The organism is Streptomyces sp. 12E (assembly GCF_055633275.1).
This window is the reverse complement of sequence record NZ_JBVNCJ010000001.1, coordinates 3,897,575-3,916,508: the sequence shown is the minus strand read 5'-3', so window position 1 is coordinate 3,916,508 and position 18,934 is coordinate 3,897,575. Positions and strand designations below refer to the sequence as shown.

18 protein-coding genes and 1 pseudogene are annotated in these 18,934 nt (G+C 72.6%); 6 read left to right on the top strand and 13 right to left on the bottom strand.

Features of this window, described 5'->3' with window-relative positions:
• Position 1: 1 nt before the first annotated feature.
• From ACZ8ZB_RS18205 to ACZ8ZB_RS18190, 4 genes are all read right to left on the bottom strand, one after another.
• Positions 2 to 1,546 carry a substrate-binding domain-containing protein gene (locus tag ACZ8ZB_RS18205; protein WP_470738756.1) on the bottom strand — a complete coding sequence of 515 codons (1,545 nt, stop codon included), beginning with the start codon at positions 1,544 to 1,546 and terminating at the stop codon, positions 2 to 4.
• A 124-nt stretch (positions 1,547 to 1,670) separates the two neighbouring features.
• Positions 1,671 to 3,647 carry a serine/threonine-protein kinase gene (locus ACZ8ZB_RS18200; RefSeq protein WP_470738755.1) on the bottom strand — a complete coding sequence of 659 codons (1,977 nt, stop codon included), beginning with the start codon at positions 3,645 to 3,647 and terminating at the stop codon, positions 1,671 to 1,673.
• Positions 3,648 to 3,722: 75 nt separating this feature from the next.
• Complete coding sequence (locus ACZ8ZB_RS18195) at positions 3,723 to 4,193, bottom strand: MarR family winged helix-turn-helix transcriptional regulator (RefSeq protein WP_470738754.1); 471 nt, start codon at positions 4,191 to 4,193, stop codon at positions 3,723 to 3,725.
• Positions 4,190 to 4,795: a type 1 glutamine amidotransferase family protein gene (locus ACZ8ZB_RS18190; protein ID WP_470738753.1), complete on the bottom strand. Its 606-nt coding sequence runs from the start codon at positions 4,793 to 4,795 to the stop codon at positions 4,190 to 4,192. Before ACZ8ZB_RS18190 ends, ACZ8ZB_RS18195 begins: the two co-directional genes overlap by 4 nt.
• A gap of 156 nt (positions 4,796 to 4,951) precedes the next feature.
• Here ACZ8ZB_RS18190 and ACZ8ZB_RS18185 point away from each other — a divergent pair, with 156 nt between their 5' ends.
• From ACZ8ZB_RS18185 to ACZ8ZB_RS18175, 3 genes are all read left to right on the top strand, one after another.
• Positions 4,952 to 6,307 (top strand): aminotransferase class III-fold pyridoxal phosphate-dependent enzyme, encoded by a 1,356-nt coding sequence (locus ACZ8ZB_RS18185; RefSeq protein ID WP_470738752.1) that lies wholly within the window; start codon positions 4,952 to 4,954, stop codon positions 6,305 to 6,307.
• Positions 6,308 to 6,457: 150 nt separating this feature from the next.
• A complete protein-coding gene (locus ACZ8ZB_RS18180; RefSeq protein WP_470738751.1) occupies positions 6,458 to 7,231 on the top strand; it encodes a GntR family transcriptional regulator in 774 nt (257 codons plus the stop codon).
• 44 nt (positions 7,232 to 7,275) lie between these two features.
• Positions 7,276 to 7,926, top strand: coding sequence for a hypothetical protein (locus ACZ8ZB_RS18175; protein WP_470738750.1), 651 nt, complete (start codon positions 7,276 to 7,278; stop codon positions 7,924 to 7,926).
• Positions 7,927 to 7,929: 3 nt separating this feature from the next.
• Here ACZ8ZB_RS18175 and ACZ8ZB_RS18170 read toward each other — a convergent pair whose 3' ends face one another.
• On the bottom strand, positions 7,930 to 8,055 hold the full coding sequence (locus ACZ8ZB_RS18170; RefSeq protein ID WP_470738749.1) for a hypothetical protein: 126 nt from the start codon (positions 8,053 to 8,055) through the stop codon (positions 7,930 to 7,932).
• Between the two features lie 295 nt (positions 8,056 to 8,350).
• Positions 8,351 to 9,634 (bottom strand): adenylosuccinate synthase, encoded by a 1,284-nt coding sequence (locus ACZ8ZB_RS18165; RefSeq protein WP_030827782.1) that lies wholly within the window; start codon positions 9,632 to 9,634, stop codon positions 8,351 to 8,353.
• Between the two features lie 185 nt (positions 9,635 to 9,819).
• On the opposite strand from ACZ8ZB_RS18165, the gene ACZ8ZB_RS18160 reads away from it, so the two are divergent.
• Positions 9,820 to 10,683, top strand: coding sequence for a diacylglycerol kinase family protein (locus ACZ8ZB_RS18160; protein WP_470738748.1), 864 nt, complete (start codon positions 9,820 to 9,822; stop codon positions 10,681 to 10,683).
• Positions 10,684 to 10,696: 13 nt separating this feature from the next.
• On the opposite strand, the gene ACZ8ZB_RS18155 is transcribed toward ACZ8ZB_RS18160, so the two are convergent.
• The gene (locus ACZ8ZB_RS18155; RefSeq protein ID WP_470738747.1) at positions 10,697 to 11,287 is read right to left on the bottom strand and encodes a Uma2 family endonuclease; all 591 of its coding nucleotides are present in this window, start codon (positions 11,285 to 11,287) and stop codon (positions 10,697 to 10,699) included.
• 52 nt (positions 11,288 to 11,339) lie between these two features.
• Positions 11,340 to 11,837: a GbsR/MarR family transcriptional regulator gene (locus ACZ8ZB_RS18150; protein WP_470738746.1), complete on the bottom strand. Its 498-nt coding sequence runs from the start codon at positions 11,835 to 11,837 to the stop codon at positions 11,340 to 11,342.
• A gap of 104 nt (positions 11,838 to 11,941) precedes the next feature.
• On the opposite strand from ACZ8ZB_RS18150, the gene ACZ8ZB_RS18145 reads away from it, so the two are divergent.
• Positions 11,942 to 12,838: an ABC transporter ATP-binding protein gene (locus ACZ8ZB_RS18145; protein WP_470738745.1), complete on the top strand. Its 897-nt coding sequence runs from the start codon at positions 11,942 to 11,944 to the stop codon at positions 12,836 to 12,838.
• Positions 12,835 to 14,439, top strand: coding sequence for an ABC transporter permease (locus tag ACZ8ZB_RS18140; protein ID WP_470738744.1), 1,605 nt, complete (start codon positions 12,835 to 12,837; stop codon positions 14,437 to 14,439). Before ACZ8ZB_RS18145 ends, ACZ8ZB_RS18140 begins: the two co-directional genes overlap by 4 nt.
• A gap of 8 nt (positions 14,440 to 14,447) precedes the next feature.
• Here the strand turns inward: ACZ8ZB_RS18140 and ACZ8ZB_RS18135 are convergent.
• The 5 genes and pseudogenes from ACZ8ZB_RS18135 to ACZ8ZB_RS18115 all read right to left on the bottom strand — a co-directional run bounded on the left by ACZ8ZB_RS18135 (position 14,448) and on the right by ACZ8ZB_RS18115 (position 18,895).
• Positions 14,448 to 15,044 (bottom strand): annotated as a pseudogene (locus ACZ8ZB_RS18135) (Uma2 family endonuclease).
• An 88-nt stretch (positions 15,045 to 15,132) separates the two neighbouring features.
• The gene (locus ACZ8ZB_RS18130) at positions 15,133 to 16,353 is read right to left on the bottom strand and encodes a cytochrome P450 (RefSeq protein ID WP_470738743.1); all 1,221 of its coding nucleotides are present in this window, start codon (positions 16,351 to 16,353) and stop codon (positions 15,133 to 15,135) included.
• Positions 16,354 to 16,414: 61 nt separating this feature from the next.
• Positions 16,415 to 16,849, bottom strand: coding sequence for a VOC family protein (locus ACZ8ZB_RS18125; protein WP_470738742.1), 435 nt, complete (start codon positions 16,847 to 16,849; stop codon positions 16,415 to 16,417).
• A 25-nt stretch (positions 16,850 to 16,874) separates the two neighbouring features.
• Complete coding sequence (locus tag ACZ8ZB_RS18120; protein WP_470738741.1) at positions 16,875 to 17,540, bottom strand: response regulator; 666 nt, start codon at positions 17,538 to 17,540, stop codon at positions 16,875 to 16,877.
• Positions 17,537 to 18,895: a sensor histidine kinase gene (locus tag ACZ8ZB_RS18115; RefSeq protein ID WP_470738740.1), complete on the bottom strand. Its 1,359-nt coding sequence runs from the start codon at positions 18,893 to 18,895 to the stop codon at positions 17,537 to 17,539. The genes ACZ8ZB_RS18120 and ACZ8ZB_RS18115 overlap by 4 nt, the downstream gene beginning before the upstream one ends.
• Positions 18,896 to 18,934 lie beyond the last annotated feature (39 nt).

The window sequence follows — 18,934 nt, the reverse complement described above, 5'->3', positions numbered from 1 at the left end:
GTCACGGCGTGTTCCGTGCGCACAGTCCCATCCCCGCCGGGGTCCAGCACGGCAGGTGGCCGTGGGTGCGGATCACGTCCTGCCCGTTGCCGCGCGTGAGGTACGTCAGGAAACTCGACACCAGCGAGTCCGCCGGCGGCTGCCCGTAGGTGTAGGCGTACTCGATCTCCCGGTACGGGTAGGAGCTCGTCCCGCGCTCGATGGCGTCGACGGACGGGGCCTCGCCGTCGAGGTCCAGCCGGTGCAGGCCCTTCGCCCGGGAGGCGCGGGCCTGTTCGCTGTAGCCGATCGCGCCGGGGATGTCGGCGACGGTCTCCAGCACCTGCTCGGTGGAGTCGAGTTCGCAGCGGACGACGGGGGCGGTCGGGTCGTCCTTGTGCACGCAGTCGACGGAGGAGTGGGCGATCTCGCCCCGGCCCAGCACGCGGCGCTGGAAGACCTGTCTCGTGCCCGAGTTGGCGTCCCGGCTGACGAGGTGGACCGCCAGGTCCGGGCCGCCGAGCTCGCTCCAGTTCGCGATCTCCCCCCGGTACAGCCGTCGTACGTCCGTCGTCGACAGGTTCCGCAGCCGCACGTCCTCGTTCACCACCAGCGCGAACACCGAGACCGCCACCCGGTTCTCGCGCAGTTCGGGCAGTCCGTCCGGCTTGGGCCCGTCCGAGAGGGCCACCAACGGCGGCGAGCCGTCCTCCGCCTCCACCCCGGCCGCCGTCAGGTCCCGTATCCCGGCCGTCGACCCGTGCGGGTCCACCCTGACGCGCGGGTCGTCGTCCGCGCAGTCCCGCTCGTACTTCTCCGCGACCTCCCGCAGCACCGGCGCGAACGCCGTCGATCCGGTGAGGGTCAGGGTGCCGCTCCGGCAGCCGACGGGGGGCGGGCTGTCGTCCTGGGCCACGACGATCACCGCCAGGGCCACCACGCACAGCGTGAGCGTGATGGTGATCAGCCGGGCCGCCCGGCTGAACAGCGGGGCCTTGTCGTCCGGGGTGGCGCTCCGGTTGCGGTGCACGTCGCCCTCGCTGAGGTCGCCGCTCACCTGGATGTCGTCGCCCACGCGACCGCCGGAGAGCAGCACCAGCAGCTTGTAGTAGGCGCCCCGGTTCAACGGGACGCGCGGGAGGCGCAGGGTGCCGTCCTGGTAGCCGAAGCCGCTTTCCCGGCTGAAGTGTTCGAGGAGGTGGCTGGTGTCCGAGGGCTGGGTGACCGAGACGCCGAGGATGGTGCGCTCCCTGAACTCCACGGTCAGGCCGTGGTTCCCCGGACTCTGGTAGTCGTCGCGGCCGACGGTCTGCGAGCCGTCGTTCTCGATGCGCAGCAGCACCATGCTGGCGTGCGTCATCCCGGCCGCCGTGTCGAACCAGCCCTCCCGCCGGCTGGTGCGGCTCGACCGCTGGCCGTCGCCGATCGGGACGTCCAACTGCACGCGGTACCCGATCCTTTTGCGGCGCGGCACCCGCCGCTCGTACCAGACCATGACGGCGGAGGCGACCACACCGAGGATCGCCGTCGCCACGGCCACCAGGTTCTCCGCGCTCAGCCACTCCACCGTGCCGCCCCCGCCACTGCCCGCACGTCCGACCGGGCAGTCACCGTACGGCCCTACGGAGCGGCCGGCGGTGTTCGTCCGCGGGAGTTCGCCGAACGTTCAACGGCCGTGTTCGCTACGGGTGTCAGTCCCGCGTGTAGGTGAGCTGCTCCCCGCTGCCGGTGGTCACGCGCCGGAGGGAACCGTCGGGGAGCAGGGTGACCTCGCTGGCGGAGCCCGGGGTGCAGGCGCTGCGCGGCTGCCCGACCGTCACGGAGGACGGACCGAGCTCCAGCCGGCCGCCGGAGCCGGCGGTGAGCCGGGCCTCGAAGACGCAGTGGTAGGTGCCGCTTCCGGTGGGCCCGTCGGCGACGAGGGACATGACCGGGTCCCCGACCCCGCCCTGGCGCAGGGTCAGTCTGCGGGTGTGTTCGCCGCCCGCGTTGTCGATGGTGGTGGACCAGCTGCCCAGGTAGTCCGCGGGGACGGTCCCGTCCGCGGGGGCGGAGGTGCTGGGCCGCCGGGTCTCGTCGGGAGTGGTGGGGGCGGTGCTCGGGGGTGCGCTGCCGGGCGAGGGGGGCGCGGTGGGGTCGCCGCCGGCCCGGTTGTCGGCGGTGCCGCTCATCAGCGCGTACACGGTGCCGCCGGCGGCGAGCGCGACGACCAGTGCGATCACCACGAGCAGCACGGTGGAACGGTTGTCCCGGCGCGGCTCGGACACCGGGCCGTACGGCGGCGGCCCGTAGGCCGGGGTGTGGCCGACGGCGGGCCCGCTGTGGGGGTGGCCGTACGCGGGCTGCTGGGGGTGCCCGTACGGGCCGGGCGCCGGAGGCTGGGCGGGAGCGCTCCGACCGGCCACGAGGGTGGGCAGCTGGTCCGCCCCCGGCTGCCCTGGCGGGGGCGGGGGGGCCGCACCGGCCACGGGCGGTCCGACGGAGTCGTCGGCGGCCCGGGCGTGCTCGGGGGTGCCGGCCCGGTGGCCCGCCCAGGGCGGCACGGACGGCCCGACGGGTGCACCGGGACGCGCCGCTTCCGGCGGCACGTGGTGTCCGCCGGCGGGCGGCACCGGCTGTCCGTTCACCGGTGCCGCGGGGGCGCCGGGCGGCACCGGCTGTCCGTTCACCGGTGCCGCGGGGGCGCCGGGCGGCACCGGTGGCCAGGCGGCGGGAGGTGTGCCCGCCGGGGCGGGGGGCGCCGGGGCTTCGGGGTCCTCCGCGTCCAGGAGGCGGACCGCGTGGCGGCCGAGCTGGGCCACCAGGGCGCCCGGCAGCCAGGGGTCGCGGGAACGGCCGTCGGCGACGGTGTCGTCCGCGCCGGTGCGGCGCAGGACCTGGTCCAGCGTGGGCCGCGCCGCCGGATCCTTGCGCAGGCAGTCGCGTACGAGATCGGCGAGCCCCTCGGGCACCCGCTCCAGGTCGGGTTCCTCCTGGGCGATGCGGAACATCAGCGCGTGCGCACCGCTGTCGGCGGTGCCGAACGGAAGCGTGCCGGTCGCGGCGTAGGCGAGCACCGAGCCGAGGCAGAACACGTCGCAGGCCGGTGTGATGCGGTCGCCGCGCACCTGCTCGGGCGCCATGAAGCCGGGCGAGCCGACGAGCGCCCCGGTGCGGGTGAGCCCGCCGTCGGTCACCGTCTCCAGCGCCCGTGCGATCCCGAAGTCGATGACGCGCGGACCGTCGATGGTGACGAGCACGTTGGACGGCTTGAGGTCCCGGTGCACGATGCCGGCGGCGTGGACGTCCTTCAGCGCGTGCGCGAGACCGGCGGCGAGGATGCGCACCGAACGCTCGGGCAGCGCCCCGTGGTCGTGCCCGACCACCTGCTGGAGACTGGGCCCGGCGACGTACCCGGTGGCGACCCACGGCACGGGCGCCTCCGTGTCCGCGTCGAGGACCGGCGCCGTCCAGTCGCCGCCGACCCGCCGCGCGGCGTGCACCTCCTGGCGGAAGCGCGCCCGGAACTCCTCCTGCCGCGCCAGCTCCTCGCGGACCAGCTTCACGGCGACGGTGCGCCCCCGGTCGGAGCGGGCGAGGTAGACCTGCCCCATGCCGCCGGCCCCGAGCCGGGCCAGCAGCCGGTACGCCCCGATGTCCTGTGGATCCCCGGGCCCGAGCTTGTCCATCGCCGCGCCGCCTCCCCCCGATGAGCAACAGCCCGAGGATAGTGCGGGGCCCGTACCCGGTGAGCCGGGCGACCTCTACGGTTCCGTAACAGGCGGTCCGAGGTCGTCCAGCACCTTGGACAGGCGTTCCAGCGCCTGAACCGCCCGGGCGAGTTCCGCCTCCCCGTGGGCCGCTCCGTACGCCTGTGCCAGCCGCTGCGCGAAGGCCGCGTGGCCGGGGTCGATGCGGCCGACCGCCGCGCGGCCCTCCTCGGTCGGGGCGAGGAGTTTGGCGCGGCGGTGGGCCGGATTGGGCCGGTACTCGGCGAGTCCCCGCTCCACCAGCAGATCGGCGATGCGCTGCACGCTCTGCCGGGTGATGCCCATGGCCCTGGCGATCCCGGAGACCGGCAGCGGCTCGCCGAGGACCGCGCCGAGCACCTGCCACCGGGCGGCGGTGAGTCCGGCGGGCCGGGCCAGCTCCTCGGCGACCGCGAGGAACTGGCCGTTCAGCCGGAAGCTGCCGAGCGCGCCCCGGCTGAGCAGGTCCTGGTGCTCCCCGCTCACCGGGCCGTGGCCTTCGCGTACACGGCGTACGCCTCGGGGTCCGAGTCGTGGAACAGCCGGTACCAGGCGTCGGTCACCGCGTCGTCGTGGACCTTGAGCAGCCGGAGGATCTCGCGGGCGAAGGCGACGGGCTCGGTCGGCCCGGCGGTGACGAGACCGCCGTCGGTGACCGCGTCGGCCTCGACGTACCGCTCGCCGCCCGCGTAGCCGGTCGCGGCGAGGTAGAAGGGGGCGGCGCTGGTGTGCGCCCGTTCGTCGAGCAGCCCTTCGCGGGCGAGCCCGGCGGTGGCGCCGCAGATCGCGGCGACGGGCACGCCGGCGTCGAGGAAGGCGCGGGCGGCGCGGGCGAAGGGGGCGAGGTCGTCGCCCTCGTCCCAGCGGTCGGCGCCGGGAAGGATCAGCAGCGCGCTGTCCTCGGGCCTCAGCTCGTCGAGCGCGAGGTCGGACAGGACGCGGAGGCCGCCGATGCCGGTGACGGGCTCCCCGGCCGGGGTGACCGTACGCACCTCGTAGCCGGCGCGGGCGAGGTGCGCGGTGGCGTGACCGGTCTCCCAGTCGGCGAAGGTGTCGTAGAGGGCGAGGTGCACGGGCTTGCGGATCATGACCGCTCCCTTGTGGATGCGCCAGCAGATGACAGCATCTTGTCATGATGACAGCTTCCTGTCCATCATCCCGTCGACACCCTGTCGCGGAAAGTCCCTCACCGCAGACAGGCCGCCGATGTCGTCGGCCCACCGCCCGGGCCTACCCTCGGCGGCATGACCCCTCAGCCGAACCCCGAGGTCGGGGCCGCCGTCAAGGCCGCCGACCGTGCGCACGTGTTCCACTCCTGGTCCGCGCAGGAGCTCATCGACCCGCTCGCCGTCGCCGGGGCGCAGGGGTCGTACTTCTGGGACTACGACGGCCGGCGCTACCTCGACTTCACCAGCGGACTCGTCTACACCAACATCGGCTACCAGCACCCGAAGGTCGTCGCCGCGATCCAGGAGCAGGCGGCGCGGATGACGACGTTCGCGCCCGCGTTCGCCGTCGAGGCGCGCTCGGAGGCGGCGCGGCTGATCGCCGAGCGGACCCCGGGCGACCTGGACAGGATCTTCTTCACCAACGGCGGCGCCGACGCCGTGGAGCACGCCCTGCGCATGGCGCGGCTGCACACCGGCCGCCCCAAGGTGCTCTCCGCGTACCGCTCGTACCACGGCGGCACCCAGCAGGCGGTCAACGTCACCGGTGACCCGCGCCGCTGGGCCTCCGACAGCGGCACGGCCGGGGTGGTGCACTTCTGGGCGCCGTTCCTGTACCGCTCCCGCTTCTACGCCGAGACCGAGGAGCAGGAGTGCGCGCGGGCGCTCGAGCACCTGGAGACGACGATCGCCTTCGAGGGGCCGTCGACCGTCGCCGCGGTCGTCCTGGAGACGATCCCGGGGACGGCGGGCATCATGCCGCCGCCCGCCGGTTACCTCGCGGGCGTGCGCGAGATCTGCGACAAGTACGGGATCGTCTTCGTCCTGGACGAGGTCATGGCCGGGTTCGGGCGGACCGGGACGTGGTTCGCGGCGGACCTGTACGACGTCGTCCCGGACCTGATGACCTTCGCGAAGGGCGTGAACTCCGGGTACGTGCCGCTGGGCGGCGTCGCGATCTCCGGGGCGATCGCCGACACGTTCGGCAAGCGGCCCTACCCGGGCGGGCTGACGTACTCGGGGCACCCGCTGGCCTGCGCCGCCGCCGTCGCGACGCTCCGTGCGATGGCGGAGGAGGGCGTCGTCGAGAACGCGGCGACGCTCGGCGCCTCCGTCGTCGGCCCCGGGCTGCGGGAGCTGGCCGAGCGGCACCCGAGCGTGGGCGAGGTCCGCGGGACCGGCATGTTCTGGGCGCTGGAACTGGTGCGCAGCCGGGAGACCCGGGAGCCGCTGGTGCCCTACAACGCGGCCGGTGAGGCGAACGCCCCGATGGCGGCCTTCGCCGCCGCCGCGAAGGAGGCCGGGATCTGGCCCTTCGTGAACATGAACCGGACGCACGTGGTGCCGCCGTGCAACGCGAGCGAGGCGGAGCTGAAGGAGGGTCTCGCGGCGCTGGACGCGGCCCTGTCGGTGGCGGACGGCTACGTGGAGTGACCGCGCCGGAAGGCCGGCGCGAGCGGGCGCGAGGGGGCCTCCCCCTCGCGCCCTTTCGAACACCCGGGGCCCGTCCGAACGCGTAAGGTGACGTGCTCGCGCACATCCGCGTGCGCGCCACTCGAACGCGACGAGGGAGACGCCCCGACCATGCCCGGCTTCAGCGGCGGCGGCGCCGTGACCCGCAGCACCCTGCGGCAGCAGATCGCGGACGCGCTCCGTGACGAGGTGCTGGCCGGGCGGCTCCAGCCGGGTCAGGAGTTCACCGTCAAGGAGATCGCCGACCAGTACGGGGTGTCCGCGACCCCCGTCCGGGAGGCGCTGGTCGACCTGTCGGCACAGGGGCTGCTCGACGCCGACCAGCACCGGGGTTTCCGGGTGCACGCCTACTCCGTCGACGACTTCCGGGGCATGGTCGAGGCCCGCGCCCTGGTGACCGACGGGATGTTCCACACGCTGGCCGGCGGTCGCCTGCCCCATCTCCGGCCGGACGCGTCCCCGGTCGCCGCCGCCCTCGCCGGGGTGCGCAGACGCGGCGAGGAGGCGCAGCGCGCGGCCCTCGCCGGGGAGGTCACCGTGCTGATCGGCTACGACCTGCGCTTCTGGCGCGAACTCGGGTCCGTGTTCGGCAACCCGTACCTCACCGACTTCCTGCACCGGCTGCGCGTGCAGACGTGGGTGTGCGTGGTGCAGCGCCTGCGACGGCTGCCCGATCTGCGCGGACACCTGTGGGCCGCGCACACCGATCTGGTCGATGCCTTGGCGTCCCGGGACACCGGTGCGGCCCGCGCGATCGTCGCGTCGTACGACGCGCACGCGCTCTCCCTCGTCGAGGGGCTGACGGACGGTGGTGTGGGTAAGGGACCTGCACCAGGGTCCGCACCGGGGGAGCCGCCCGCGCCGGGCGCCGATACGCTTCCCTGACCACGACGACCGTCCCGACGACCGTGCTGTGTGAGGAGCCTTCTTTGGCCTGTGACCTGTGGCTGGTACCGCTCGTCGACGTGTTGTGCCACACGCCCGACAATCCGTTCGCCGAGGAACTCGCGCAGTACGACGCGGCGCTGGCCGAAGCGGGCCTGCCACCGGTGCCGGTGTACCAGTACATGCCGGGACTGACCGGCGAGGTCGCCCCGGTCGCGGGTTTCGACTACGACGCGCTGCACTTCCTGCGGCGGGCGCACCTGCTCCAGATGTGCGGGCTCCCGGTCACGCCGGTGGACGAACTGGGCGGCGACTACGAGCAGTTGCTGGAGATGTTCGAGACGACGGCCCAGCAGTCCCACCTGGTCTGGCACTACGACCACGCGGGCGCGTACGTCCCCGTCGACTTCCCGCACCCCCTCGCCAACGACGAACTCCTCGCGGGCGGCGGCCCCCTGGGCTCCTCCCACGCTCTGCTGAGGGAGCTGGAGCTGGTGGCCCCGTCCATCGGCATCGACCCGATGAACCCCCCGCCGGCGCCCGAACCCCCGCACGGCCCGACCGAGTTGGAGGAGCCGGCCGTCCCCGCCCCGTACGACCCCAGCCCCTTCGCCCGCGAACGCCACGTCTGGCTGGGCCTGCACGCGGCGGCGACCCGGAGCCTGGCGCAGGGATCGATGATCGTGTTCAGCTGAGGCTCACCCCATCGCGGAGAGCCCCTTCTGCATGTCCTCCGCGTTCATGACGGGGCACATCTCGACCTCGGCGTTCATGCGGGTGAAGAACGGTTCGCCCACCGGGGGCACCTCCGAGCTGTCCTGCATATGGAGGACCAGCACCATCGTCCGCCGCCCGCCGCCCGCCGCCCGCCGATCGGACCGAAGTAGGCCGCCTCCGGCTGCAGCCGGTCGAGGATCCCCTTGACCTGCTCGGACATCTTCCCGCTGCGGAGCAGTTCGCTCGACTTCTCGGTGTCCAGCGTCGCCTTGAGCATCACGCGCATCGCACCCACCCTCTTCCGCGTCGATGCACGCTCCTGATGTCAGGGTATGCCCGTTACGACGAAGCCACCGGCACACCTCGTCGAGGTGCACCGGTGGCCGGCCGGAACGGGTGCTCCTACAGGAACGAGTTGATCTCGATCGTCTCGTCGCGGCCCGGGCCCACGCCGATCGCGGAGATCGGGGCGCCGGACATCTCCTCCAGGGCCTTGACGTAGGCCTGGGCGTTCTTCGGCAGGTCGGAGAAGGACTTCGCCTTGCTGATGTCCTCGCTCCAGCCCGGCAGCATCTCGTAGACCGGCTTCGCGTGGTGGAAGTCGGACTGCGAGTACGGCAGCTCCTCGACGCGCTTGCCGTCGATCTCGTACGCCACGCAGACCGGGATCTGCTCCCAGCCGGTGAGGACGTCGAGCTTGGTGAGGAAGAAGTCGGTGAGGCCGTTGACGCGGGTGGCGTAGCGGGCGATCACCGCGTCGAACCAGCCGCAGCGGCGGTCACGGCCGGTGGTGACACCGCGCTCGCCGCCGATGCGGCGCAGCGCCTCGCCGTCCTCGTCGAACAGCTCCGTCGGGAACGGTCCCGCGCCGACGCGGGTCGTGTACGCCTTCAGGATGCCGATGACCCTGCTGATCTTCGTCGGGCCCACGCCGGCGCCCGTGCAGGCGCCGCCCGCGGTCGGGTTCGACGAGGTGACGAAGGGGTACGTGCCGTGGTCGATGTCGAGCAGCGTGCCCTGGCCGCCCTCGAAGAGGACCACCTTGTCCTGCTCCAGCGCCTGGTTCAGCACCAGCACCGTGTCGGCGACGTACGGGGCGAGCTTGTCCGCGTAGCCCAGCAGCTCCTCGACCACCTGCTCCACGGCGATCGCGCGCCGGTTGTAGAACTTGGTGAGCATCTGGTTCTTGACGTCGAGGGCCGCTTCGACCTTCTGGGTGAGGATCGACTCGTCGTACAGGTCCTGGACGCGGATGCCGACGCGGTTGATCTTGTCGGCGTAGGTCGGGCCGATGCCCCGGCCCGTGGTGCCGATCTTGCGCTTGCCGAGGAAGCGCTCGCTCACCTTGTCCACCGTCACGTTGTACGACGTGATGATGTGCGCGTTTCCGCTGATCAGGAGCTTGGACGTGTCGACGCCTCGCTCGTTCAGACCGCTCAGCTCGGAGAGCAGGACCGACGGGTCGACGACGACTCCGTTGCCGATGACCGGCGTGCAGCCGGGAGACAGGATTCCGGAAGGAAGCAGGTGGAGGGCGTACTTCTGATCACCCACGACTACCGTGTGGCCGGCGTTGTTGCCGCCCTGGTAGCGCACCACATAGTCGACGGAACCACCGAGCAGGTCCGTCGCCTTTCCCTTGCCTTCGTCACCCCACTGAGCACCGAGCAGCACAAGTGCGGGCACGCGCGTACACCCCTTCCGGGCGGGGCATGTCCAAGGTCAGGGGCGCACACGGAGGATCACCGCCGCGTGCACCGCGACCACCGTTGGCCGCCAACCGTCGGACCGGATGCCCCGGAATAGACGAAGCCCCTGGCGCAATAGCGCAAGGGGCTCTTGCACAAAGATGCTACCCGAGGAAGCGAGGCATGGCCGAGGTGGCGACTTCCAGGATCTTTTCCGCGACGTCCGATCAGCTCCTGGTGGTCATCGATCCGGTCGCCCGGCGGGCGGACGGCGAGTCGGTCCGGATCGCGAAGGACGTGCTCAGCGCGGGTGCGGCGGGCACCAAGGTGTGCCTGCCGGACGGGCCGGAGGAGTTCGCCCGGGCGCTGGCGCGGCGCGGGTCGCGGCGGCCGGTGGTGGTCGGCGACGACCGGGCCCTGGTGCGGGCGGTGACGCTGCTGCACCGGCGGCGGGAGCTGGCCGACTGCGCCCTGTCCCTGGTGCCGGTGGGGGGCGCGCTGTCCCTCGCCCGGTCGCTGGGGGTGCCGACGGGGGCGGTGGCGGCGGCGCGGGCCGTGCTGGACGGGGCCGAGCGGCGGATGGACCTGCTGGTGGACGACAGCGACGGGGTGGTGCTCGGCACGCTGCGGATCCCGCCGGTCGGGGGCGTCGCACGGGCGCGGGAGGGGACCGGGGAGGCGGGACGTCCCTGGCTGCTGACCTGCCGGTCCCTCATGCACACGCTGGCGCCCGCCCGGCCGTCCAGGGCCGCCTCCGACCCCGATGCGGGACCGGTGCGGCTGCGGGTGGAGGTCGACGGGGCGACGCTCGTCGATCTGCACCGGCCGGTGGAGTCCGTCTCGGTCGCCCCCGACGCCTCCGGGACGGCCCGGGTGGAGGTGCGTCCGGTGGCGAAGGCGGCTCCGCTGCTCGCGCAGGCCCGCACGGTGACCGTGTCGGGCGCTCACTTCCGGTACCGGGCGGACGCGGCGGTGTCGGGACCGGTGCGGACGCGGACGTGGGTGGTGCGGGAGGGGGCCTGGGGGCTGACGGTGCCGGCGCGGTAGCGGACGCGTCGGGTCAGGGTGCCTTGAAGCCGGTCGTGTCCAGTACGCAGTCGAACGGGGCGGGGATGGACAGCTTCTCACCGAAGGGCTTGGTGTCGCGGGACTCGTAGCCCTTGGCCGAGGGCATCGAGAAGACCGTGGCCTGTTCCTCCTGCATGTCGAGGAGCAGGTAGACGGGGACGCCCGCCTTTCCGTAGGTCTCGACCTTGTCGGTCAGGTCGTCGTCACGGGTGGAGGAGGAGGTCAGTTCGGCGACGAAGGAGAGGGCTTCGCCGTCCAGACGGTTACTGGTCGTCTCAAAGACTCGTTCGGCCGCGACATGGATATCCGGTCCGTACGCGCGCTCGTCCCCTGGGAAGACGTACAAGAACGGGCCGTAACTGATGGAGTGCTCTGCGGGGAGATGCGGTTCGAGTTGCCTGCACACCAGGTGCATCACTCGGTGGTAATACCCCTTCGACCACGGCGACACGACGATGCTCCCCCTGATGATCTCGGCCTTGTAGCCGTCGGGCACGTCCAGCTCGTCGAGGGTCCTCAGCAGGCTCTCGAAGCTGTCGGGCTCGGTGCCGTGTGTCGTCGGTCGCTCTGCCATGACTGTCATGATGCGCCCTCCCCTTGAAACGGACCAGCCACCACTCAGCGTAGCCGATCGACTACTCCCGCCCGAACCGCTCCTCCCGATGCGCCCGCCAGCGCTCCATCATCGCCTCGACCTCCTTCTCCACGAACTCGAAGAAGGCCAGCGTCTCCGCCAGCCGACGCCCCGCCGGGGTGTCCGCGCCCAGGCTGGTGACGCCCTCCCGGAGGGCGTCCTCCCAGCGCTTGAGGACGGCCTCTCGATTGGTGAGGGCCTCGTACCACTGGTCGCCGTGGACCCGGTACCGCTCCCGGCGCGAGCCGGGCTCGCGTTCGCGCGACACCATGCGCACCTGGGACAGGTAGCGCACCGCGCCGGACACCGCGGCCGGTGAGACCCTGAGCTGTTCGCCCAGCTCGGCGGAGGTCAGGACGCCGGTGTCGGAGGCGAGCAGGGCCGCGAAGACGCGGGCGGGCATGCGCGTCATCCCGGCTTCCACCAGTTGCGCGGCGAAGTGCTCCACGAACCGGGAGACCGCCTCCGGGTCCCGGCCCGTCCCGCTCGGTTCCGCCATGATCCGATCATCTCCCCTGCTCAGACACCACGGATCAGTCTAGTCGCAGGTTTATACGTTTCGTTAACTTCACAAATTTCTAAAATAAGCGTACGTTCCTGAACATGACGAAGGCCATTACCGTGTCCGGCCTGCACAAGTCGTTCGGCCGGACCCACGCGCTGGACGGTCTCGACCTGAGCGTCGGGGCCGGCGAGGTCCACGGCTTCCTCGGCCCCAACGGTTCCGGGAAGTCCACCGCCATCCGCGTCCTGCTCGGCCTGCTGCGCGCCGACTCCGGTGCGGCGCAGGTGCTCGGCCGGGACCCGTGGACGGACGCCGTGGAGATCCACCGCCGCATCGCCTACGTCCCCGGTGACGTGACGCTGTGGCGCAACCTCTCCGGCGGTGAGGTCATCGACCTGTACGGAAGGCTGCGCGGGGGCCTGGACCCGCGTCGCCGCGCCGAGCTGGTCGAGCGGTTCGAGCTGGATCCGACGAAGAAGGGCCGCACGTACTCCAAGGGCAACCGGCAGAAGGTCGCCCTGATCGCCGCGTTCGCCTCCGACGTCGACCTGCTGATCCTGGACGAGCCGACGTCCGGCCTGGACCCGCTGATGGAGGAGGTCTTCCAGCGCTGTGTCGCCGAGGAGCGGGAGCGCGGGCGGACCGTGCTGCTGTCCTCCCACATCCTCAGCGAGGTGGAGGAGCTCTGCGACAGGGTCAGCATCATCCGCAGGGGGCGGACCGTGGAGAGCGGTTCGCTCGCCGAGCTGCGGCATCTGACCCGGACGAGCGTGAGCGCCGAGCTCGCCGGACCGCCCGACGGGCTCGCCGCACTGCCCGGCGTGCACGACCTCGACGTACGGGGGCGCAGGGTGCGGCTCCAGGTGGACACCGACAAGCTCGACGCGGTGCTGCGCTCGCTGAGCGAGTCGGGCGTGCGGTCGCTGACGTCCACCCCGCCGACGCTGGAGGAACTCTTCCTGCGGCACTACCAGGACGAGGTGACCGCCCGATGAGCACCGCGGCCTCCGCCGTACGGCCGGCAAGCTCCCGTCAACTCGCGGGCACCGGTACCCTGTTGCGCTTCGCTCTGCGCCGGGACCGGGTGATGATCCCGGTCTGGGTCGCGGTGAACGCGCTGATGGTGCTCTCCATGCCGAACACGCTGGAAGGCCTGTACGGCACTCCCGCCGAACGCGCCGACCTGGTCGGCCAGATGACCGGCAACTCCTCACTGCGCGCGATGATCGGCCCCGTCTTCGGCGACTCCCTCGGCGCGCTGACCGCCTGGCGGGTCGGGGTGTACGCGGGGGTGCTGGCCGCCGTGGTCGGTCTGCTGGTCGTCGTACGGCACACCCGGGACGAGGAGGAGAGCGGACGTCAGGAGCTGGTGATGTCCGGGACGGTGGGCCGCAGGGCCCCGCTGACGGCGGCGCTGCTCGCGGCGGCCGTCGCCAGCGGGACCCTGGCGCTGCTGGTGACGGCGGGACTGGCCGGGCAGGGCGCGGCGGGCGCGCTCGTGTTCGGACTCGGCGTCGCCGGCGTGGGCATGGTCTTCGCGACCATGGCGGCGATCGTGGCCCAGGTGACGGAGAGCGCCCGGCTCGCGCGGGGGCTGACGGCGGCGCTGCTCGGGGCGGCGTTCGTGCTGCGGGCGGCCGGCGACTCGGCGAGGGACGACGGCTCGTCGCCCCTGACGTGGGCGTCACCGCTGGGCTGGCTGACGAACCTGCGGGCCTTCGCCGGTGACCGGTGGTGGGTGCTGGGGCTGTTCGCGGGCGCGGTGCTGGTCCAGGGAGCGGCGGCGTACGCGCTCGCCGGGCGCCGGGACCTCGGTATGAGCTTCCTGCCGAGCCGTCCGGGGCCGGCCGCTGGAGGACTGGGCGGTGCGACGGCGCTGGCGTGGCGGTTGCAGCGGGGCGGTGTGCTCGGCTGGAGCGTCGGGTTCCTGCTCGCGGGGCTGGTCTACGGCGGGATGGCCGAGGGGGCGGCCGATCTGGTCGGCGACAACGAGGGCGCCCGGGAGGTCTTCCGGCGGATGGGCGGACAGTCCGGGCTGACGGACGCGTTCCTCGCGGCGATGGTCGGGGTCCTCGGGCTGGTGGCCGCCCTGTACGTCGTGGCGTCGGTGCTGCGGCTGCACGGTGAGGAGACCTCGGGGCGGGCCGAACCGGTCCTCGCGGGTGCGGTCGGACGGCTGCGGTGGGCGGCCGGGCACCTGGTGGTGGCGTTCGGCGGGGCGGTGGGGCTGATGCTGCTGGCGGGGCTGGGTCTCGCCGTGGGCCACGGTGAGCGGGCGGGCCCGATCCTGGGGGCGTGCCTGGTGCAGGTCCCGGCGGTCTGGACGGTCGGCGGGGTCGCGGTCCTGCTGTACGGGCTGGCGCCCCGCGCGGCGACGGCGGCGTGGGGCGTGGCCGGTGCGGTGCTGCTGGTCGGCTGGGTCGGTCCGGCGCTGGACGTCCCGCGGGCGGTGCTGGACCTGTCGCCCTTCGGTCATCTGCCGAAGCTGCCGGGCGGGGGCATGGAGTGGCCCCCGGTGCCGGTCCTCACGGCACTCGCGGCGGCCCTGGTGGCGGCGGGGCTGGCCGGGCTGCGGCGCAGGGACATGGCGACGTGACGGAACCGTCAGTCGACGTACCGCTTGAGTTCCTCGGTGTCGAGTTCGATGCCGAGGGGCGCCGGCAGGGAGAGCTCGTGGCCGAAGGACTTCTGACGGTGCTCTGGTAGCCGTCGGTCGGGGACGGGTCGCTGAAGAGCGTGACGGAGCAGTCGTCGCGGTCGATCAGCAGGTAGTACGGGATGCCCGCGTCGGCGTAGCCTGCGGGCTTCTCCTCACGGTCCCGCCGGTGCGTGTCCGCATCGTAGGACGTGACCTCGACCGTCATGATCACGCCCTCGGTTTCGGCCCAGTCCCCCTTTCCGGCGAATGTCCCGCGAGGCGCGAGCACAGCGTCCGGGGAGAGCACGGCCCTTGCGGTACTTCTCGACCTTCAGCCCCAGCTCCCCGCCTCCGTGGAGCCACAGGCCGCTGCCCGCCAGAAGGAAGCACTCCTGCAGCCACCGGACGACCTCGCTGTGGTTGCCGTCCGTCATGCCCTTGATCCCGACCCGTCCGTTGAGGAACTCCAACCTGACGGCGTCGAACCTCTTGGCCACGTGGGCGGCGAGCTCCTCGAACTCCTCCACGGACATCTGAGCCATGTGCTGCGCCATGACCGTCATGGTGCCCTCCTTCGCAGGCGCTCACCAGCCTGCCGGACCGCGGACGAACGCCCGGGCGGATCGGCGACGTGATCAGCCGAACGGGTGATCACCCCACCTCCACGGCCAGCCCCTCCAAGCCCCTGATCACGAAGTTCGGCTTCCGCCGCGGCTCCGCCGCGAGCCGCAGCGTCGGCGCCTTCTCCAGCAGGGCCGTCATCGAGGCCGCCAGCTCGATGCGGGCCAGCGGGGCGCCGATGCAGTAGTGGATGCCGGCGCTGAAGGAGATGTGCGGGTTGTCGCGACGGGTGAGGTCCAGACGGGACGGGTCGGCGAAGACCGCCGGGTCGTGGTTGGCGGAGCCGAAGAGCATCGCGATCTCCGCGCCCCGCGGGATCACCTGCCCGTCGATCTCGATCTCGTCGAGGACCCAGCGTTCGAAGAGCTGGAGCGGGGTGTCGTAGCGCATCAGCTCCTCGACGGCGGAGGGGACGAGGGAGTGGTCCGCGCGCAGGGCGGCGAGCTGGCCGGGGTTGCGGAACAGGGCCCACCAGCCGTTGACCGTGGAGTTCACGGTCGCCTCGTGGCCCGCGTTCAGCAGCAGCACGCAGGTGGAGATCATCTCCTGCTCGGTGAGCCTGTCGTCCTCGTCGTGGGCGGCGATCAGCCCGGAGATCAGGTCGTCGCCCGGGTTTTCGCGGCGCTCGGCGATCAGCTCCCGCAGGTACTCCGAGAACTCCAGCGACGCCCGGACCGCCCGCGCCGCCGCGTCCTCGCCCGGGTTCAGCTCGTACATCCCGCAGATCTCCGCCGACCAGGGGCGCAGGGGCGCCCGGTCGGACTCCGGGATGCCCAGCATCTCCGCGATCACCGCGACCGGCAGCGGCTCGGCGACGTCACTCAGCAGGTCGCCGCCGCCCGCCTCGACGAGCCGCGCCACCAGGTCGTCCGCGAGCTTGCGCACGTACGGCTTGAGGCGCTCCACCGTGCGCGGGGTGAACGCCTTCGACACCAGGCGGCGGATGCGGGTGTGGTCCGGCGGTTCGAGGTCGAGCATGCCGTGGTCGTTGAGGGTGTGGAACGGCTCGTGCTCCGGCGGCGGGGCGGTGCGGCCGAACTCCTCGTGGGTGAAGCGGTGCAGGTACGTCCGTCCCAGGCGCCGGTCGCGCAGCAGCGCCGAGACGTCCGCGTGGTGCGGCACCAGCCACTGGTCCGTCGGCTCGAAGTGGTGCACCCGCCCGCGTGCGCGCAGCTCGGCGTAGGCGGGGTAGGGGTCGCCGAGGAAGGCCGGGTCCCACGGGTCGAAAGCGAGGTCGGAAGGAGCTGCCATGCACGGACGTTAGACCGCCGTCCCGCTCCCTGACCAGGGGGTGCGGCGCGCCGGGCGTCCGTCAGGCGGTGCCGAGGTCGGGGATCGTGACCGTGCCGTCCTCGGCGAGCGGGAAGCCGGGGTTGTGGGCGACCTCCCAGGCGTGCCCGTCGGGGTCGGTGAAGGCACCGGAGTAGAAGCCGATCTCGTTGGCGACACCCGGCTTGGTGACCGTCCCGCCGGCCCGTTCCACCGCCGCGAGCAGCTCGTCGACCTCGGCGTCGGAGCGGACGTTGTGCGCGAGGACGATGCCGCCGAACCCGCTCGCGGTCCCCGGTTCGAGACCGGCGTCCCGCGCGAGCTCGTCCCGGCCCCACAGGACGACCCCGATACCGCCGGCCTGGAAGAAGACGGTCTCCTGCACCTCCTGCCCGTGCCAGCCCAGAGCCTCGTAGAAGGCCTTCGACCGGGCGAGGTCGGTGACTCCCAGCGTGATCAGGGTGATGCGCTGTTCCATGCCGCTCACTCTAGGCCGCGCGGGGTCAGCCCGGCGTGACCAGTCGCGCCTCGTAGGCGAACACCGCCGCCTGGGTGCGGTCGCGCAGGCCCAGTTTCACCAGGATGCGGCTGACGTGGGTCTTGATCGTGGACTCGGCGACCACCAGCCGCCCGGCGATCTCCGCGTTCGACAGGCCCTGCGCGATCAGCACCAGCACCTCCGTCTCCCGCTCGGTCAGCTCGCCGTACGCCGCCTGCGCGGACGGCATCAGGCGCGGGGCCTCGGACAGCCTGGAGAACTCGGTGATCAGGCGTTTGGTCACCGTGGGGGCGAGCAGCGCCTCGCCGGACGCGACGACCCGCACCCCGTCGGCGAGCTGGCGGGCCGAGGCGTCCTTGAGGAGGAAGCCGGAGGCGCCCGCGCGCAGCGCCTGGTAGACGTACTCGTCGAGGTCGAAGGTGGTCAGCACCAGCACCTTCGCCGCGCCGTCGGCGGCGACGATCTCCCGCGTCGCGTCGATGCCGTTCAGCTCGGGCATGCGGATGTCCATGAGGACGACGTCGGGGGCGAGCTCGCGGACCCGTTCCACCGCCTGGCGGCCGTTGACGGCCTCGCCGACGACCTCGATGTCGGGCATCGCGCCCAGCAGCACCGAGAAGCCCTCGCGCACCATCATCTGGTCGTCCGCGATCAGGACACGGATGGTCATGCGTCACCTTCGTTCACCGTGGCGACCGGCAGGAACACGGCGACCTCGTAGCCTCCGTCGTCCGTCGGTCCCGCCGTCATCTCGCCGCTCAGCATGGCGACCCGCTCGCGCATGCCGGTGATGCCGTGACCGGCTCCGGGCGAGGGCTTGACCAGGCTCGGCTCGGGAGCCGGGCCGTTGACCACGCGCACGCCGAGGCCGCCGAGGACGTACCCGATCTCGACGCGGGCGCCCGCGCCGGGCGCGTGCCGCAGGCTGTTGCTCAGCGCCTCCTGCACGATCCGGTACGCCGACAGCTCCACGCCCTGGGGCAGCTCCCGCACCGCGCCGGTCACCACCTTCTCCACCTGGAGGCCGGCGCCCCGCACGTTGACGAGCAGGGCGTCCAGGTCGGCGAGGGTGGGCTGCGGGGCGTCCGGGGCCTCGTAGTCCTCGGCGCGGACCACGCCCAGGATGCGGCGCAGCTCGGTGAGGGCGGCCACCGCGTTCTCGCGGATGGTGGCGAAGGCGCGCTCCAGCTCCGGCGGCGGGTTCTCCACCCGGTAGGGCGCGGCCTCGGCCTGGATGGCGACCACCGACATGTGGTGGGCGACCACGTCGTGCAGCTCGCGGGCGATGGTGGTGCGCTCCTCCAGCGCCGTGCGCCGGGAACGCTCGTGCGCGGTGACCGTCTGCTGGGCGGTCACCTCCTGCTGGGCGGTGCGGCGGACGTGCCAGAGACAGACCACGAGCAGGGCGAACGCGGACGTCACCATCATGGGCGCACTGTTCGTGGAGTAGTACGACCCGCCGAGGACGCCGTCCGAGAGGAAGGCGTACACGCCGGTCAGGACCCACATCCAGGCGGCGGTGCGGGGCCGGGTGCGCAGCGCCACGACGACCAGCACCGCCAGGTGGCAGACGAACGCGCCGGGCATCCACGGCCAGTCGCCCTGACCGCTCTTGATCAGCGCGACCACCGGGGTCACCGCCAGGGACAGCCAGAACGCGCCGACCGGCCGGACCAGTGTGGTGAGCACCGGGAGCGCGCACAGCAGGCCGATCAGCAGGGCCATCACGTTCCCGCCGGGCAGGCCGCTCGCCAGCGCGCCAGCCATCAGGGAGATCAGCGCCAGCGCCCCCACCACCGCGTGCGGGAGGTGCTGCGCGGCCGACCGCAGCCGGGCGGGCAGCCGGCGGACGAAGGGGCCGTCCGTGCGCCGGGGAGGCAGCGGACGGTAGGCGAAGGGGTCGTGGAACAGGTCCTGGCGCAGCCCGCGCAGGGCGCTCCGGGCCGCCTGGTACTCCGGGCTGCGGGTCCCCGCCCCGTCCCCGCGCGGGGCGGCCGGGGGCTGCTGCTGAGTCGTCTCGGTCACGCTCACACGGTAGGCCGACCGGGTGAGCGCGGTCGTCCC

Excerpts from the sequence above, each read along its gene's own strand:
- ACZ8ZB_RS18200 (WP_470738755.1), bottom strand. The coding sequence starts at position 3,647 with ATGGACAAGCTCGGGCCCGGGGATCCACAGGACATCGGGGCGTACCGG.
- ACZ8ZB_RS18190 (WP_470738753.1), bottom strand. The coding sequence starts at position 4,795 with ATGATCCGCAAGCCCGTGCACCTCGCCCTCTACGACACCTTCGCCGAC.
- ACZ8ZB_RS18185 (WP_470738752.1), top strand. The coding sequence starts at position 4,952 with ATGACCCCTCAGCCGAACCCCGAGGTCGGGGCCGCCGTCAAGGCCGCC.
- ACZ8ZB_RS18180 (WP_470738751.1), top strand. The coding sequence starts at position 6,458 with ATGCCCGGCTTCAGCGGCGGCGGCGCCGTGACCCGCAGCACCCTGCGG.
- ACZ8ZB_RS18170 (WP_470738749.1), bottom strand. The coding sequence starts at position 8,055 with ATGCAGGACAGCTCGGAGGTGCCCCCGGTGGGCGAACCGTTCTTCACC.
- ACZ8ZB_RS18160 (WP_470738748.1), top strand. The coding sequence starts at position 9,820 with ATGGCCGAGGTGGCGACTTCCAGGATCTTTTCCGCGACGTCCGATCAG.
- ACZ8ZB_RS18155 (WP_470738747.1), bottom strand. The coding sequence starts at position 11,287 with ATGACAGTCATGGCAGAGCGACCGACGACACACGGCACCGAGCCCGAC.
- ACZ8ZB_RS18150 (WP_470738746.1), bottom strand. The coding sequence starts at position 11,837 with ATGGCGGAACCGAGCGGGACGGGCCGGGACCCGGAGGCGGTCTCCCGG.
- ACZ8ZB_RS18145 (WP_470738745.1), top strand. The coding sequence starts at position 11,942 with ATGACGAAGGCCATTACCGTGTCCGGCCTGCACAAGTCGTTCGGCCGG.
- ACZ8ZB_RS18140 (WP_470738744.1), top strand. The coding sequence starts at position 12,835 with ATGAGCACCGCGGCCTCCGCCGTACGGCCGGCAAGCTCCCGTCAACTC.
- ACZ8ZB_RS18130 (WP_470738743.1), bottom strand. The coding sequence starts at position 16,353 with ATGGCAGCTCCTTCCGACCTCGCTTTCGACCCGTGGGACCCGGCCTTC.
- ACZ8ZB_RS18125 (WP_470738742.1), bottom strand. The coding sequence starts at position 16,849 with ATGGAACAGCGCATCACCCTGATCACGCTGGGAGTCACCGACCTCGCC.
- ACZ8ZB_RS18120 (WP_470738741.1), bottom strand. The coding sequence starts at position 17,540 with ATGACCATCCGTGTCCTGATCGCGGACGACCAGATGATGGTGCGCGAG.